Here is a 15,388-nt window from a genome sequence, read left to right as displayed (position 1 = left end):
ATGTTACAAACAATGATGAAATCCAAACTTTTCTGGCCATTTTTTATGTTGTTGGTCATTTTATTGATAAACTTGTTTTTTGATCAGAGTTTTTTTCAAATTGAGATGAAAAATGGAAAGCTGACTGGCAGTTTGGTCGATATCCTAAATCGTGGTGCACCACTCATTCTTGTATCAATAGGAATGACGCTCGTCATTGCAACGAAAGGCATCGATCTTGGTGTCGGTTCTGTTATCGCAATGGCTGGAGCTATTGGAGCGATGACTGTTGCAGATGCTGATAGCGGAAATCTTACTCCACTATTTTCGGCTATTATTCTAGCAATTTTTGTAGGCATGCTGGCTGGTGTTTGGAATGGAATATTGGTTTCCAGAATTGGTGTGCAGCCTATAGTTGCAACACTCATCCTGATGGTTGCGGGGCGAGGGGTTGCTCAAATGATTACAGAAGGGCAGATTACGACCGTATACTATGATCCATATAAATTTATCGGCGGAGGATACGTTTTTGCCATTCCATTTTCAATTATCATTGTTGCAGTGATTCTCTTTATTGCTATCTTCCTTACTAGAAAAACGGCCATTGGGTTGTTTATTGAATCGGTGGGTTCAAATCCCAATGCCAGTCGTCTTGCAGGAATCAATTCAAAGAATATTATTTTGATGGTTTATATGTTCTCCGGGCTATGTGCTGGGATCGGCGGCCTTATCCTCAGTTCCAACGTGGCGAGTGCTGATGGAAACAATGCTGGGTTGTGGTTAGAGTTAGATGCGATTCTGGCCGTTGTCATTGGAGGTACCTCATTGATGGGCGGCAGATTTTATTTTATTGGTACAATCATTGGAGCATTGATTATCCAAAGTTTAACAACAACGATTTATTCAATTGGAATTCCGCCAGAAACCAACTTGATTGTAAAAGCTATCGTTGTACTCATTGTCTGCTTGCTTCAATCACCTGAGTTCAGGCAAAAGGTATTTGGTAGAGCAAAGAGAAAGAAAATTGATGTAAGCGACAAACAAAGTAAGGGAGTGACCATTCAATGAAGATGTTATCGATGGATTATAAACAGCTCCCACTCGTAGCAACGATAGCACTGTTCATTGGCATGCTAGCATTTGGAGCAATGAGATATACAGGGTTTCTTTCTCTCCAAGTATTTTACAATTTATTAATTGACAATTCTTTTTTAATAATCGTCGCAGTGGGTATGACCTTCGTCATACTGTCGGGTGGTATTGACCTTTCCATAGGATCTGTCATTGCCTTGACCAGTATGGTAGCAGCAAGCTTAACAATGAATGCCAATATATCCCCTTGGTTGGTTGTTCTGGTCAGTTTACTAATAGGGACAGTCTTTGGTTTTGTCCAAGGTTGTTTAATTCATTACTACAACTTGCAGCCATTTATTGTAACGCTCGCAGGGATGTTCATAGCAAGGGGGGCCAGCTATTTAATCAGTGTTGAGTCGATTTCAGTTAGTAGCCCGTTCTTTAATTATATGGCCACAACCCAAATTCCTATGGGGGGAGGCAATTTCATTTCCCTCAGTGTAGTCATTGCCTTCGTTGTTGTACTGGCAGCAATTTATATCAGTCTATTTACAAAGTTCGGCCGGAATATATACGCATTGGGAGGCAGTGAACAATCGGCGTTGCTAATGGGGCTTCCTGTGGCAAAAACAAAAATTCTGATTTATACATTGAGCGGCTTTTGCGCCTCCTTATCGGGTTTAGTATTTACCTTTTATATGCTTTCTGGTTATGCACTCCATGCAAATGGTTTAGAGTTGGATGCGATTGCAGCTGTTGTGATTGGAGGTACCTTATTAACGGGTGGAGTAGGATATGTAGCGGGGAGTGTCGTCGGTGTGTTGATTTTAGGAACAATCCAAACGCTGATTGTTTTTGAAGGAACATTAAGCTCTTGGTGGACAAGGATTGCGATAGGTGTATTGCTATTCTTTTTCATTGTATTGCAGCGTTTAATCGTTATACGCAGTAAAACAAATCAGCAATCAATTTCTTGACCCTTGCTGAAAAGAGGTGGTGTGCCCCCCTGGTAACCCTCCAACACAGGGCAGGGACATGCTAGATAGATCCCCGAAAACGACAAGAAAAATCATAGATGCACCGTTCTTGATGTTCGAAGCTTCAATGATAACTAAGATAAAGAAAGTTAGCGATATACAAAATATCTTCTTTATATTTAAAGGAGAAGATGAAGAGGTGAAAATAAAGGCCCTTTTAAACTAATCGGGGGGCCTCTTTTTGCTGACATCGAAAAATGAATACCAATCAAATTTCAATTATTTCATGCCAATCAGGTATAATGGATAATAGAATCTCTCAAAGATAGAGAATGAACTAAGTAACCGAAAAAGAGGAACATACATGACTGAACAAAGCTTCAAGAATTTTAACATAAGTCCCGAGATTGTACGGGCATTAACTGGAATGAATTATCAACAACCGACAGAGGTACAGCAGAAAGTAATTCCAAGTGCGCTGGAAAATCGGGATCTTATCGTTAAGGCACAAACAGGCAGTGGAAAAACAGCTGCGTATGGAATACCAATTTGCCATCATGTAGAGTGGATTGAAAATAAACCCCAGGCACTTATATTAACACCGACCAGAGAATTAGCTGCACAGGTGAAGGAAGACTTGACGAATATTGGCCGGTTTAAGCGTATAAAAGCAACTGCTGTTTATGGAAAGCAACCATTTTCCAAGCAGAAGCTGGAACTTAAGCAAAAAAACCATATTGTCGTAGGAACGCCTGGAAGAGTGTTGGACCATATCCAAAAAGGCACGTTAAAGATAGATGAGCTACGTTATTTGGTGATTGATGAAGCAGATGAGATGTTAAATATGGGTTTTATTGATCAGGTTGAAGCGATAATAAATGAATTGCCAAAAAAACGCACCAGCATGCTTTTTTCGGCAACATTACCAGAGGATATTCAAAATCTATCCCATAAATATATGAATGAACCATCTATTATTGAAATTAATAAAAAAGAATTAACAACGGATTTAATTGATCACTTTTATTATAAGGTGAATCATGAAAATAAAATGCAACTGCTGAAGAAAGTGACAACTATAGCAAATGCGGATAGCTGTATCATCTTTTGCCGTACCCAAGAGCAGGTGGATCAACTGTTTGATCAATTGGTTAAATGGGATTATTCTTGCGGTAAGATTCATGGCGGAATGGATCAGGATGACCGTTTCGATGTAATGAACGATTTTAAAAGAGGCGAGTTCCGCTATTTGATAGCAACCGACGTGGCTGCCCGTGGAATTGATATTGACAATATTACGCATGTGATTAATTATGATTTTCCAGTAGAAAAGGAAGCATATGTCCATAGGACGGGAAGAACGGGCCGTGCCGGTCATAAAGGGGTGGCCATTTCTTTAGTAAGCTCAAGAGATGAAGAGTTGCTGAGGGAGACAGAAGAGTATATTGGTTTTCCTTTACAGCCAAAAGAGACACCAACGGATGCAGATGCAGACAAGTGTAAGCGGGCTTTCGAATTAAAAATGTTTGCAACAGCGATTAAAAAAGATAAAACGGCCGCATTAAATAATGAAATTATGAAGCTGTTCTTTAATGGGGGCAAGAAAAAGAAATTGAGAGCAGTAGATTTTGTTGGAACGATCGCTAAAATTGATGATGTTTCAGCTATGGACATTGGGATTATCACGATTCAAGACCAGGCTACATTTGTTGAAATTCTGAATGGAAAAGGGCCCGTGGTGTTACAGGCTATGAAGGATAAAACGATTAAAGGGAAGAAATTAAAAGTATATGAGGCATTTGAATAATAACTGAAATGACTCGACTATATAGATAATGTAAACGTTCGAAATCCTTCTATATTAAAAGAACTATAAAAATTTATCACTTATACAGGTGCATATAGATCTGCCCTTCCGAAGCTTTCGGAAGGGCTTCTTACATTCATTAACTAACACTTTCTGGGTTATTCTTTGCTATCTATAACTAAATCCGCATAGGCCAAGGGGTTAACTGTCTTCATATAATACTCTTCGGCTTTCCAGTATCGATTTTGGAATTTATCGATATTCTTCTGTGTCGTCACGGTTTCACGGCTGAATCTCTTTTCTCTCGAACAATCGAGGTAAATCAGGTAATCATAGAATGTTCTCCATTCTTTTCTTTGGAGGAATACTCCTTCAATGAAAATCAGGCAAGTAGGAGGGATTTTGGTCAACTGCCATTTTTTTGTGTCTGTGACAGCATCATAAGTAGGAAGGATTAACTCGTCAAACTCCTTAATCTTTGCAAAAAAATGGTCCCTTAACCATTTTGCATCCCATTGTAAATAGTAATATTCATACCACTCTTCATGACCTGTGTTATAACGTTCTTCTTTTTCTGCAATAAAATCATCTATATGAAAAAGACAAAATGAAACACTCGTTTTTTGTAAGTACTGTTCAACTTGTTTCATAAAAGTAGTTTTCCCAGAACGACTTAACCCGTCAATCCCAAGAATATATCTTTGACCCTGTTTTAGTTCAGGTATTTGGTTAAATAGACTCTGTAAAAGATCTCTTACCATAATTTCACATCCTGTGAATCATTCTTTAGATTTTCCAATTCATTAAGTTATATTCTTTAAGAGATGATTAAACTCCTTTTATCTTCCAATTTAAAATGGAGATTGATACGAAGGCTTGCCTTTGTCAGAGATGCATAAATTCTTGGGATAATTCAAAGTTATAAAGCGGTGAGGGAATTATATTGACTGAGTTAAGGAAGCGTGGATTCAATATGGAAGCAAATCGATTAGAGTGCAGTAATAAAAATGATTCACCTTCATATGTTTTATTAAGCAGTGCTCAAACAGTTATCTTTCATGAATTTGATTAAATAAGATTGGAGTCATCCCAAAAGTTTTCTACTTGGCCAATAGGGTATGATAATATGTAGCGTCTGTTTGTGGCAGACTATAAAAATTATTATTTCTACAGTGTTAGAGGGAGAAAAATGGATTTACTTTTATCAATACTATTACTTTTAGTCATGCTTTTAATATCCAATATTATTAGTCACTATATTCCTTCCATCCCCACCGCTTTAACTCAGATATCCATGGGGATTTTATTTGCCTTATTTGTAAAGGATTTATCATTTGAATTAAAAACAGAATGGTTTTTACTTTTATTCATAGCCCCTCTTTTGTACAATGATGGCCGCCGATTTCCAAGAGAGGATTTATGGAAAATGCGCTGGCCTATCTTAGCAAATGCATTTATCCTTGTATTTTTAACGACTATCATTGGCGGTTATTTTATTCACTGGTTAATTCCCAGTATTCCGTTGGCAGCTGCATTTGCTTTGGCAGCTATCCTTTCTCCAACGGATCCAGTAGCTGTTAATGGAATTGCAGAGAGAATTTATTTACCAACCATTATTTTACGCCTCGTTCGGGGAGAATCTTTAATCAATGATGCATCTGGATTAATAGCCTTTAATTATGCGGTAGCTGCGGTTGTAACAGGCTATTTTTCACTCAGGGAGGCAACAACAGATTTTATTTATGTAGTTATTGTTGGTGCAATTGCTGGGATTATCCTTGGATTATTAGCCATCCTTATTCGGTACGCGCTAAGAAGACAGGGAATCCAGGATGTCACGTTTTATTCTTTGCTTCAGTTTGTAACACCATTCATTGTTTATATAGTTTCAGAAGAAGTCCTGCACGCTTCAGGTGTGATTGCAGTAGTAGCTGCAGGTATTATTCATTCCAGTTTAAGTGAGAGGACAGGGATGAAAAGTGCTGAGGAACAGGTAGTTACCGAAAATATGTGGTCCATTATCTTATTTGTACTTAATGGTGTAGTTTTCTTATTACTGGGTTTAAGTTTACCATCCTCTATGAGGGCAACAGTTGAAAATCCTTTAATCAGCAATTGGCTTGTCCTTGGTTATGTACTGGCGATAGGATTGTTCATCATGGTCATCAGAATTGTATGGTCATATTGCTTTTTAAGTATAGGTTACTACATAACTAAGCGAAAAGATCAAGCTAAGCCCAGTTGGAAAGTAGCTCTTCTAACTGGTTTAACCGGCGTTCGCGGTGCCATTACGATGGCAGGGGTATTGTCTATGCCATACTTTGTAGCATCGGGAGACTTATTTCCTGAGCGTTCTCTGATTGTATTTATAGCAGGAGGGGTTATCTTATTTACCCTGTTGGCAGCAACTTTTGTACTGCCGCTGATTAGTAAAAAATCAATTGAGCCAGAAAATGATGAGGAAAAAGAATTTTTAGATGCACAAATGAAATTGAAAATATTGCGGACTGCGATAAAGCGTATTGAAGAAGAAATGGAGCCGGAGAATCAATCGGCTGGGTATGAATTAATTGGTGAATATAAAAAAATGATTGAACAAATTCGGTATGAAAATAAAGACCTCGAATTTATTAAAGAATCGCAAAAACAGAGGATTGAAGCTCGTTTGGTTGGTTTAAGAGCTGAGAGACGATACATTCAAGAGGCTGCGCTAGATGGACCTGGCAGTGTAGAGATCGTAAAAAGACTAGAAAAATCTTTGGATATAAGAGAAAATTTGCTCACTGAGAATTTACTGTCTAAAATAACAACTCTATTTGGCCAATTATTCAGGAAGTATAAACAATATAAGCGCAGATTATCGAAGGATAGCGAAAAGGCTACTATACTGTTAAATGATATGCGTGATATACAAATTGAGGCAACGAAAGCGGCGATTCAGAAACTGGAAATATATGCGGAGGAAACAAATAATCCTCATGTTTCATCTATCATTTATGAATACCACAGAATAATTGAAAGACTGAAGCAACCGGTTGTTGCTCGGTTTAATAATGTAATGAGGGATCAACAAAAAGAGGAACTGCGTTTTAAAGCAATCGAAGCAGAAAGAGCTGAAATCCAGCGTATGTATGAAGAGGGACAAATTAATCGGGAGCTGGCTCAGGATTTACGCCGCTTTGTAAATTATGTAGAGAGTGTTATGCTTCAGGAAATCGAGGAATAAGCTTGCAGGTGTCCTACCTGTGAGCTTTTTTGTTTACCTGTGTAGGAATAAGGGGAAATAATATTGTATATATTTCACATAAAATACAACTTCAGGTAAATTATTCGCTCTCTGGAATGATATGATTTAAGAGAGTGAAACGGAGGAGATAAGCAGTATGAAAGTATTTATGATTGGCGGCACAGGTTTATTGGGAGCAGAAGGGGCAAGGGAGTTAATTGAACGAGGGCATGAAGTGTCAACTTTGTCATTACCTCCTATTCCCGCAGGAAGTAATCTGCCTGAAAAAATGGATATAACATTAGGGAATTATTTAACGTTAACGGACGAAGAAATTCGTGAGCATTTAACAGGTTGTGAAGGATTTGTATTTGCAGCAGGAGTGGACGAACGAGTAGAGGCTCCATCCCCAATCTATTCATTTTTTGAGAAATATAATATTACGCCATTAGAACGACTCTTGAGAATAGCAAAGGAATGTGGTGTTAAACATTCTGTTATATTAGGATCCTATTTCGCTTATTTTAATAGGGAATTGCCTGATTATGAACTAACAAAGCATCATCCATATATTAGAAGCCGTGTAGATCAGGCCGATATGGCTCTCTCCTTCGCCGATGATAATATGAGTGTGGCAGTTTTGGAAGTACCTTATGTCTTTGGAAGCCAGCAGGGACGTAAACCGGTTTGGGTATTCCTTGTTGAACAAATCCGAAACATGAAAGAAGTAACCATATATCCCGAAGGCGGAACAACTATGGTAACAGCAAAGCAAATCGGGGAGTGTATAGCAGGCGCCCTATTAAATAGGAAGACCGGTAATTACCCGGTTGGCTATTATAATATGGAATGGAAAGAAATGCTGACTATCTTTCATAAATACATGGGGGATCCGGACAAAAAAATCATGACAATTTCCGCCTCCGATTATATTGAAGCGATGCAGAAGAAAGCAGAAAATCAAAAGAGTGCTGGAATAGAGCTGGGTTTGGATACAGCTGAATTTGCTAAAATCTTTACTAAAAATCTCTTCATTGATAAAAAAACTATTGTTGATCATTTTGGTGTACAACCGGATGATATTGACAAAGCCATCGGTGAGTCGGTTCAATTGAGTCTGGATATCCTGGAAGGAAAAACACACGCAGTTGATATGAAGGCGGAATAGAGTGAGCTTTTGCTACTTTAGAGAAAAAAGAGACAGGTGAATAGAGGGGGGGCGATATTAATTTCCTCCCTCTTTTTTTGTCATTATATTTATTAATCATTGTTCTAGGTGTTTATAGTAATTTTTTTATATACCAAGCATCCATTGCATTATGATCGGAGCCATCTAGTGGTTTTTCAAGCTGCCGGAAACCTAATTTGGTGTAAAGGAGATTAGCAGTCTTAAGTTTCTTTACTGTTTCTAAGTAACAGTATGTATAATTTTCCTTAGCGAATATAAGTGCTTTTTCCATCAGTTTTTTTGAGAGACCCAAACCTTGAGCTTCGGGTTTAATATAGAGTTTTTGCAACTCGCAAATATCCGAATTTAGCCCAAAGGGTGCAATACCGACACCGCCTACTACCTCATCTTGTTCATTTACCACTACCCAATACTTTGCATTGGATTGTTGCTTGTAAAATTGGGCTAGATTTCCCAGTTGGGGATCAAAATAGGCTGTTCCTGGGATATTTAATTCAAAGGATTCCAATGAGCGCTTGATTATTTGTTCCATTGTTCTATTGTCTGTTTCTTTAATTTCACGAATTTGCATATTGAATCCCCCAATTTCCAATCATATATGTATTAGGTTTCTACTAATCAAATACTTATACTCTGATTCTAGTAAATTCTTATGACAGTTGTAAATTAAAAAAATCTCTGACTAAATAAAACGGGATAGAAATAACGACGCTCTAGTAAAAGCCATGAGAAAAACAACTCATGGCTTCAGTTCATGGACTTAATGCTGTTTATTTGGAAGCTTCTTGCTTGGACGTCCATAACCTTGCTTAGCTTGATTCTTTTCTGCTTTTTGTTGTTTTTCATGCAGATGTTCTACATATTCATGGGTTGTTTCTTCTTTCATATATATCCTCCTCTTTTATAGTTCTATCGTTATTTTCTCAACCTTAATGGAATTCATGCATGCCAAAATAGATTATACTAGTGGAAATGGAAATAAGGGTTATGGAGGAATGTAAAATGGCTGATAAAGTAGGTTTAGTAATCGGAGCAACTGGATTAGTAGGGAAGGAGCTAGTTACTACGCTTTTAAATTCTCCTGAATATACAAAGGTGATCGTGTGGGTAAGGACAAGTATGGGAATCCAACATTCAAAGCTAACGGAGAGTTTTCCAGACTTTGAACAGTTAGATCATGAGCCTATACCAGACGGAGTTGGCTGTATCTTTTGTTGCTTGGGAACAACCATAAAGAAAGCGAAGACAAAAGAGGCATTTAGGAAAGTTGATTATATATACCCGTTAAAGCTTGCGGAGAATGCGAAACAGCATCAGGTTCGTCAATTCCTGATTGTTTCTGCCATGGGAGCAGATGATTCATCCCATATACTTTACAGCAAAACAAAAGGACAATTGGAGACTGCACTAAAACAGCTTCACTTAAACAGTCTAACCATTTTTAGGCCATCCCTTTTATTGGGAAAAAGACAGGAATTTAGGCTGGGGGAGGAAATGGCGGCCTTCGCAAGCAAAGCATTTCCGCTTTTATTTAAAGGGCCTCTCAAGAAATATAAGCCTATAAAAGGAAAAACAGTAGCAGAAGCAATGTATATGTACGCGATTCAAGAAAAAGAAGGGATAACTATCGTTGATTCCCATGAAATGGAAGAAATTGTAAAGGGCTCCCATAAGTTTTAAAATGGCTAAAAACTCACTTTCCTTACAGATTTTGATTAGGTGAGGTATAATAGAATAACTATTAGTAAACAGAGGTTACAAAATGAAAAATAATGAAGAACTTATCAATCAACTGGGATTGCAAGATAAAATAACATTAGAGGACATACCAAACATTGATTTATATATGGATCAAGTGATTCAATTATTTGAGAGTAAATTCAAAATGTCTAAGCGAAATGATGATGAGAAAGTTTTAACGAAAACGATGATAAATAATTATGCTAAGGGTAAAGTGTTTTTCCCTATTAAAAATAAAAAATATTCCAAGCGGCATTTAATAGTAATCAGCTTAATTTATCAATTGAAAGGGACTTTGTCTATAAGTGACATCAAAACGGTTCTTGGACCTCTGAACACTAAGATTGTAGAAGAAGACTTACAGCTTGATGAGTTGTATTCCAGCTTTCTGCGATTGACTGATCACAATGCTTATAAATTTAAAGAAGACATACTGAAGAGTATTGCTGAGGCAAAAGAAGAAGGTGTCCATTTAGGCGGCAATCTGGTTGAGTCCGACGCTGATGTTGAGTATTTTGAAAAATTTCTAATGATTGCTTCGCTTTCTCATATGAGCCAGCTGTACAAAAAGGCAGCAGAGAATTTGGTGGATGAATTTATTGAAGGTAATAAAAAGAAGTCATAAATACCCCAAGTAATAAAGAGCCAATGCACACCTGCATTGGCTCTTAGGTTTTATTTGGTTTTAATTTTACCCTTCCATTGTTTAAAGCCGCCATCGAGTTGATAAAGTTCACGGTAGCCCTTTTTATACAGCATTTGAGCAGCTCGTGTGCTTCTCATGCCACTTTGGCAATACAAATAGACCGGCTTGTCTTTACGAAGTTCCTTCATTCGCATTTTCAATTGTGTAGAAGGTATATTGCGGGCTCCCAGAATGTGTCCGCCTTCAAATTCTTTTTGCTCACGAACATCTATTAACTGTGCTTTTCGATAGCCAGCTTTAAATTCCTCTTGGGACAATGTCGTAACCATTTTTTTACTGGAAAACCAACTGTATACAGAATATCCGATGATTAATACAGCCAGAACAATTAAAACGATTAATGATGTTGGCAAAAAAATCCCCACTTTCTCTTTCAATTCACTTTTCTATTATACAGTTCGTATATTTTTCTGGCAAAATTTTTTTCTGGTAAAAGATAACGGAAAAGTAAATGATCATTTTATTTTGTATCATGGAAGACATCTGAAACGCTCTTGGGCTGAGAGCAGGTCAGGGGTAGTGGAATGACGTTACATTGTCATGCTTCCTTTAGCTAGGGAGAGATTGTCCATTTACAAAGGGGACTTAAATATTTTAATGTCCTCTTTGGATAAAAAAATTTTAATGTCGAAAATATAAAAACGCTGTTATATGAGGCGTAATTAACCTTTATAATATGCAAGCTGAGATTTTGTTTAATTATGTTCAAAAATAGGTAAAAAGAAGATTTTATCGTATGTTTTCTTTGATTTTTATAAGATCTTATTGATTGACATTTTAAAAATAAAATGCTCAAACACCATATGTGGTATGTTTTATAAAATTAGAAACACTATATGTTGAATTAAAATGTTGCCTATGATAACGTAGAGATATTCATTCAAGAACTTAACAAGAACGTAATAAGAACGCTAGAAATACTAGATTAAATTATTGGTTGAAGGAGAGATCGAATTGTCAATAGTTACAAATCGCAAGTTGTCTATAAATGTCGAAAGATTAAATAAAGATATAGCCCAATTTCCACAAGTTTTTCCAATTACTCCAGACATGAATAAGACGTATAAGGGTGTTTCAAGGCTTGTGATGATAGATCGTTATTCCTTCAAAGACACTGAAAAGATTACACTTACTGATGGAGATTTTGTTGTACTAACGATTAAAGAAGACCCTAAATTTCCTGCACGTGGACTTGGATACATCCAACATATTGATTGGGAAGCGAAGAAAGCTCACGTTCTGATCGAAGAAGAATTTCGCTCCTCTTTAGATAAGCATGATGAAATTAAAACTGGCTTAATTTGTAAATCTCTGGACGTAATAGAGAAGCCGCTTGAAATTTATTATGAGCAAATTGCTAAACGTAATGCACGCGGGTTGGCGCAAGTTGAGAAAACAGAAGAAAAACGCAAGGAATGGTTTGATAAATTCTATAATGAACTGGTTCAAACAAATTTCATTCCGGCAGGCCGGGTTCTTTATGGTGCTGGCTCTGAAACAGAAGTAACCTACTTTAACTGCTATGTTATGCCATTTATTAATGATAGCCGAGAAGGGATTTCTGAGCATCGTAAACAAGTGATGGAAATCATGAGTCGCGGAGGCGGTGTTGGAACAAATGGATCTACTCTGCGTCCTAGAAATACGCTGGCACGCGGTGTAAATGGCAAATCCTCCGGTGCAGTTTCGTGGCTGGATGATATCGCGAAATTAACTCACTTGGTAGAACAAGGCGGATCCCGTCGTGGAGCTCAAATGATTATGCTGTCTGATTGGCATCCGGACATCGTTGAATTTATTATTTCGAAAATGCAAAATCCAAAAATTTTGCGTTTCTTAATGCAGGTCAGCGAGGATGAAGAAATCCGTAAGCATGCATCTGATAAATTGAAGTTTACACCATTAACGAAGCAAGAAGAAGCCATGTACCAAGGCATTTTAAATTATAAAACCATCCAGGGATACGGTGGTTTCAATGAGGCAATAATCAAGGAAGCAGAAGAAAAACTTGCAGCTGGCGGAATAGACAACGTTCATAATCCCGACTTTTTAACAGGTGCGAATATTTCAGTGTGTTTAACAAAAGAATTTATGGAAGCCGTTGAAAATGATACGGAATATGAACTTCGTTTCCCGGATGTTGAATCTTATAATAAAGAAGCAATGAAAGACTATAACGAAAAATGGGCAGATTGCGGCGATGTGCGCGAATGGGAAAGACTCGGGTATGCTGTTCGTGTATATCGTAAAATTAAAGCGCGTGAGTTATGGAATTTAATCAATATATGTGCGACTTATTCTGCTGAGCCGGGCATTTTCTTTATCGATAATGCAAATGATATGACAAATGCCAAAGCATACGGACAAAAAGTGGTTGCAACCAACCCATGTGGAGAACAGCCGTTAGCACCATATTCTGTATGTAACTTAGCTGCTGTTAATCTGGCTGAAATGACAGATAAAAATCGCAAACAAGTGGATATGGAGAAACTGAAACAAACGGTTAAAGTCGGCGTGCGCATGCAGGATAATGTAATTAATGCGACTCCATACTTCCTTGAGGACAATAAAAAGCAGGCATTGGGAGAAAGACGTGTAGGTCTTGGCGTAATGGGTCTTCATGATATGCTTATTTATTGTGAAAAAGAATATGGATCTGACGAAGGAAATAAGCTGGTAGATTCTGTATTTGAAGCAATAGCGACAGCTGCATATGAGGAATCCATTGAGATTGCGAAAGAAAAGGGCAGCTTCCCATTCTTAATTGGCAGCTCTGAAGAAGAAACAAAAGAATTACGCACTCGATTTATTCATACTGGTTATATGAAGAAAATGCCTGAACATATTCGTGATGGTATTATGAAATATGGTATCCGCAACTCTCACTTATTAACCGTTGCTCCTACTGGTAGTACCGGTACAATGGTTGGCGTTTCTACAGGACTGGAGCCATACTTCTCATTCACTTATTTCAGAAGCGGACGTCTTGGTAAATTTATCGAAGTGAAAGCAGATATCGTAGAAGAATATCTACATCGCAATCCTGATGCAGACAGCGAGAATCTACCGTCATGGTTTATTTCTGCGATGGATTTAACACCTGAGAAACATGCTGATGTACAATGCATCATCCAACGCTGGATTGATAGTTCTATCAGTAAGACAGTAAATGCTCCTAAAGGATATACTGTTGAGCAGGTAGAAAGAGTCTATGAACGTCTCTATAAAGGTGGAGCCAAAGGCGGTACGGTATATGTCGATGGAAGCCGTGATACGCAAGTGTTAACATTGAAAGGTGCTGAATCTGATACGGATCATTCAGCACAGCCACATCATACGAAGCAGCATGTTGTACTTGTTGATACAATCGATGCCCTGGAATCAACAAGCGTAACAATTGGAAGTGAAGTAGGAAATACATGTCCGGTTTGCCGTCAAGGGAAAGTGGAGGAGCTCGGCGGATGCAACACTTGTACAAGCTGCGGCGCTCAGCTTAAATGCGGTTTATAATATAATTTTATAGAAAATTATAGGAAAAAGGATGGCAATGATTGACGCCATCCTTTTTTGTATTTCTGTACATACTATCTTTAAAGTAGGTGAAAAAAATGAAACCATTTATTCCTCAATTAGTTTATTTTGAACCCAAAGCCCTGGAGTATCCTTTGGGAAAGGCACTATATGAAAAATTTCAGAGCCTGCCTGTTGAGATTAGGCAAACGACTTCCCATAATCAGATTCGAGATCTACCGGGTGATAATGAGTTGCAAAAATATCGAGTCGCCAAATCTACAATGGTGGTTGGAATCCGAAAAACATTAAAGTTTGATACGTCAAAGCCATCTGCTGAGTATGCAATTCCCCTTGCTACAGGATGTATGGGGCACTGTCATTACTGTTATTTACAAACGACTCTCGGCAGTAAGCCTTATATTAGAGTCTATGTGAATCTTGAAGAAATATTTGACCAGGCGAGTAAATATATGGAACAAAGAGCGCCTGAAATCACCCGGTTTGAAGCAGCATGTACATCTGATATTGTAGGGATTGACCATCTCACACATTCCTTAAAAGAAACAATTAATTTCATTGGCAGTACAGAATACGGAAGATTACGTTTTGTGACGAAATTTCATCATGTCGACCATTTACTTGATGCCAGGCATAATGGAAAAACAAGTTTTCGGTTTTCCATCAACTCGCGTTATGTGATAAAGAATTTTGAACCTGGAACTTCCTCATTTGATGAGCGTCTGGAGGCTGCGCGAAAAGTCGCAGCTGCCGGGTACCAGCTTGGGTTTATTGTGGCTCCGATTTATATGCATGAAGGCTGGGAAGACGGATATTACGAATTATTTGAACGATTAAAGCATTCATTGGGTGCAGAGTTGTCAATGATGAATATCAGTTTTGAACTCATCCAACATCGCTTTACGAAACCGGCAAAAAAAGTCATACAGGCTAGATATCCTAAGACTAAGCTTGAAATGGATGAAACAAAGCGGAAATATAAGTGGGGAAAATATGGCATAGGAAAATATATATATCCTGATGATGAAGCAAATGCTTTAAAAACCCACATCCAAAATTCAATCCATGAATTTTTCCCAAATGCAGAAATTCAGTACTTTACCTGATGTGTTCTAAAATCCTCTCCCTCTGCTTAGTAATGTGTAAAGACGATAAATCC

Annotated in this window: 14 protein-coding genes; 10 read left to right on the top strand and 4 right to left on the bottom strand. The window is 37.8% G+C overall.

Going from position 1 to position 15,388, the window contains the following annotated elements; genetic code table 11:
- From AC4G3K_RS03035 to AC4G3K_RS03025, 3 genes are all read left to right on the top strand, one after another.
- Positions 1-1,047, top strand: a complete 1,047-nt coding sequence (locus AC4G3K_RS03035) for an ABC transporter permease (RefSeq protein ID WP_491075807.1) — start codon at positions 1-3, stop codon at positions 1,045-1,047.
- Complete coding sequence (gene yjfF, locus AC4G3K_RS03030) at positions 1,044-2,030, top strand: galactofuranose ABC transporter, permease protein YjfF (RefSeq protein WP_491075806.1); 987 nt, start codon at positions 1,044-1,046, stop codon at positions 2,028-2,030. Before AC4G3K_RS03035 ends, yjfF begins: the two co-directional genes overlap by 4 nt.
- A gap of 364 nt (positions 2,031-2,394) precedes the next feature.
- Entirely contained in the window at positions 2,395-3,837 is a 1,443-nt protein-coding gene (locus AC4G3K_RS03025; RefSeq protein ID WP_491132439.1) for a DEAD/DEAH box helicase, read from the top strand.
- A 158-nt stretch (positions 3,838-3,995) separates the two neighbouring features.
- Here AC4G3K_RS03025 and AC4G3K_RS03020 read toward each other — a convergent pair whose 3' ends face one another.
- Complete coding sequence (locus tag AC4G3K_RS03020; protein ID WP_491132438.1) at positions 3,996-4,598, bottom strand: kinase; 603 nt, start codon at positions 4,596-4,598, stop codon at positions 3,996-3,998.
- A 182-nt stretch (positions 4,599-4,780) separates the two neighbouring features.
- On the opposite strand from AC4G3K_RS03020, the gene AC4G3K_RS03015 reads away from it, so the two are divergent.
- From AC4G3K_RS03015 to AC4G3K_RS03005, 3 genes are all read left to right on the top strand, one after another.
- A complete protein-coding gene (locus AC4G3K_RS03015; RefSeq protein WP_491132437.1) occupies positions 4,781-4,909 on the top strand; it encodes a hypothetical protein in 129 nt (42 codons plus the stop codon).
- A 117-nt stretch (positions 4,910-5,026) separates the two neighbouring features.
- A complete protein-coding gene (locus AC4G3K_RS03010; protein WP_491132436.1) occupies positions 5,027-7,063 on the top strand; it encodes a Na+/H+ antiporter in 2,037 nt (678 codons plus the stop codon).
- Between the two features lie 157 nt (positions 7,064-7,220).
- On the top strand, positions 7,221-8,231 hold the full coding sequence (locus AC4G3K_RS03005) for an NAD-dependent epimerase/dehydratase family protein (RefSeq protein WP_491132435.1): 1,011 nt from the start codon (positions 7,221-7,223) through the stop codon (positions 8,229-8,231).
- A 112-nt stretch (positions 8,232-8,343) separates the two neighbouring features.
- On the opposite strand, the gene AC4G3K_RS03000 is transcribed toward AC4G3K_RS03005, so the two are convergent.
- Positions 8,344-8,823 carry a GNAT family N-acetyltransferase gene (locus AC4G3K_RS03000; RefSeq protein ID WP_491132434.1) on the bottom strand — a complete coding sequence of 160 codons (480 nt, stop codon included), beginning with the start codon at positions 8,821-8,823 and terminating at the stop codon, positions 8,344-8,346.
- 189 nt (positions 8,824-9,012) lie between these two features.
- The gene (locus AC4G3K_RS02995; protein WP_491132433.1) at positions 9,013-9,138 is read right to left on the bottom strand and encodes a DUF4023 domain-containing protein; all 126 of its coding nucleotides are present in this window, start codon (positions 9,136-9,138) and stop codon (positions 9,013-9,015) included.
- A gap of 116 nt (positions 9,139-9,254) precedes the next feature.
- On the opposite strand from AC4G3K_RS02995, the gene AC4G3K_RS02990 reads away from it, so the two are divergent.
- Both AC4G3K_RS02990 and AC4G3K_RS02985 read left to right on the top strand, forming a co-directional pair.
- Entirely contained in the window at positions 9,255-9,932 is a 678-nt protein-coding gene (locus AC4G3K_RS02990) for an NAD(P)H-binding protein (RefSeq protein ID WP_491132432.1), read from the top strand.
- A gap of 82 nt (positions 9,933-10,014) precedes the next feature.
- On the top strand, positions 10,015-10,617 hold the full coding sequence (locus AC4G3K_RS02985; protein WP_491075798.1) for a DUF1836 domain-containing protein: 603 nt from the start codon (positions 10,015-10,017) through the stop codon (positions 10,615-10,617).
- Positions 10,618-10,667: 50 nt separating this feature from the next.
- Here AC4G3K_RS02985 and AC4G3K_RS02980 read toward each other — a convergent pair whose 3' ends face one another.
- On the bottom strand, positions 10,668-11,051 hold the full coding sequence (locus tag AC4G3K_RS02980; RefSeq protein ID WP_491075797.1) for a rhodanese-like domain-containing protein: 384 nt from the start codon (positions 11,049-11,051) through the stop codon (positions 10,668-10,670).
- Positions 11,052-11,652: 601 nt separating this feature from the next.
- Between AC4G3K_RS02980 and AC4G3K_RS02975 the strand changes: the two genes are divergently transcribed.
- Together AC4G3K_RS02975 and splB are read left to right on the top strand one after the other, a co-directional pair.
- A complete protein-coding gene (locus AC4G3K_RS02975; protein WP_491132431.1) occupies positions 11,653-14,208 on the top strand; it encodes a vitamin B12-dependent ribonucleotide reductase in 2,556 nt (851 codons plus the stop codon).
- Positions 14,209-14,306: 98 nt separating this feature from the next.
- Positions 14,307-15,335, top strand: a complete 1,029-nt coding sequence (splB, locus tag AC4G3K_RS02970) for a spore photoproduct lyase (protein ID WP_491132430.1) — start codon at positions 14,307-14,309, stop codon at positions 15,333-15,335.
- Positions 15,336-15,388 lie beyond the last annotated feature (53 nt).

This window comes from Bacillus sp. z26, assembly GCF_058313635.1.
Note: the sequence above shows the minus strand (reverse complement) of the source record. Positions and strands in the feature narration are given on the sequence as shown.

Coding starts and splice junctions, on each gene's coding strand:
- AC4G3K_RS03035 (WP_491075807.1), top strand. CDS start 1: ATGTTACAAACAATGATGAAATCCAAACTTTTCTGGCCATTTTTTATG.
- yjfF (WP_491075806.1), top strand. CDS start 1,044: ATGAAGATGTTATCGATGGATTATAAACAGCTCCCACTCGTAGCAACG.
- AC4G3K_RS03025 (WP_491132439.1), top strand. CDS start 2,395: ATGACTGAACAAAGCTTCAAGAATTTTAACATAAGTCCCGAGATTGTA.
- AC4G3K_RS03020 (WP_491132438.1), bottom strand. CDS start 4,598: ATGGTAAGAGATCTTTTACAGAGTCTATTTAACCAAATACCTGAACTA.
- AC4G3K_RS03010 (WP_491132436.1), top strand. CDS start 5,027: ATGGATTTACTTTTATCAATACTATTACTTTTAGTCATGCTTTTAATA.
- AC4G3K_RS03005 (WP_491132435.1), top strand. CDS start 7,221: ATGAAAGTATTTATGATTGGCGGCACAGGTTTATTGGGAGCAGAAGGG.
- AC4G3K_RS03000 (WP_491132434.1), bottom strand. CDS start 8,823: ATGCAAATTCGTGAAATTAAAGAAACAGACAATAGAACAATGGAACAA.
- AC4G3K_RS02995 (WP_491132433.1), bottom strand. CDS start 9,138: ATGAAAGAAGAAACAACCCATGAATATGTAGAACATCTGCATGAAAAA.
- AC4G3K_RS02990 (WP_491132432.1), top strand. CDS start 9,255: ATGGCTGATAAAGTAGGTTTAGTAATCGGAGCAACTGGATTAGTAGGG.
- AC4G3K_RS02985 (WP_491075798.1), top strand. CDS start 10,015: ATGAAAAATAATGAAGAACTTATCAATCAACTGGGATTGCAAGATAAA.
- splB (WP_491132430.1), top strand. CDS start 14,307: ATGAAACCATTTATTCCTCAATTAGTTTATTTTGAACCCAAAGCCCTG.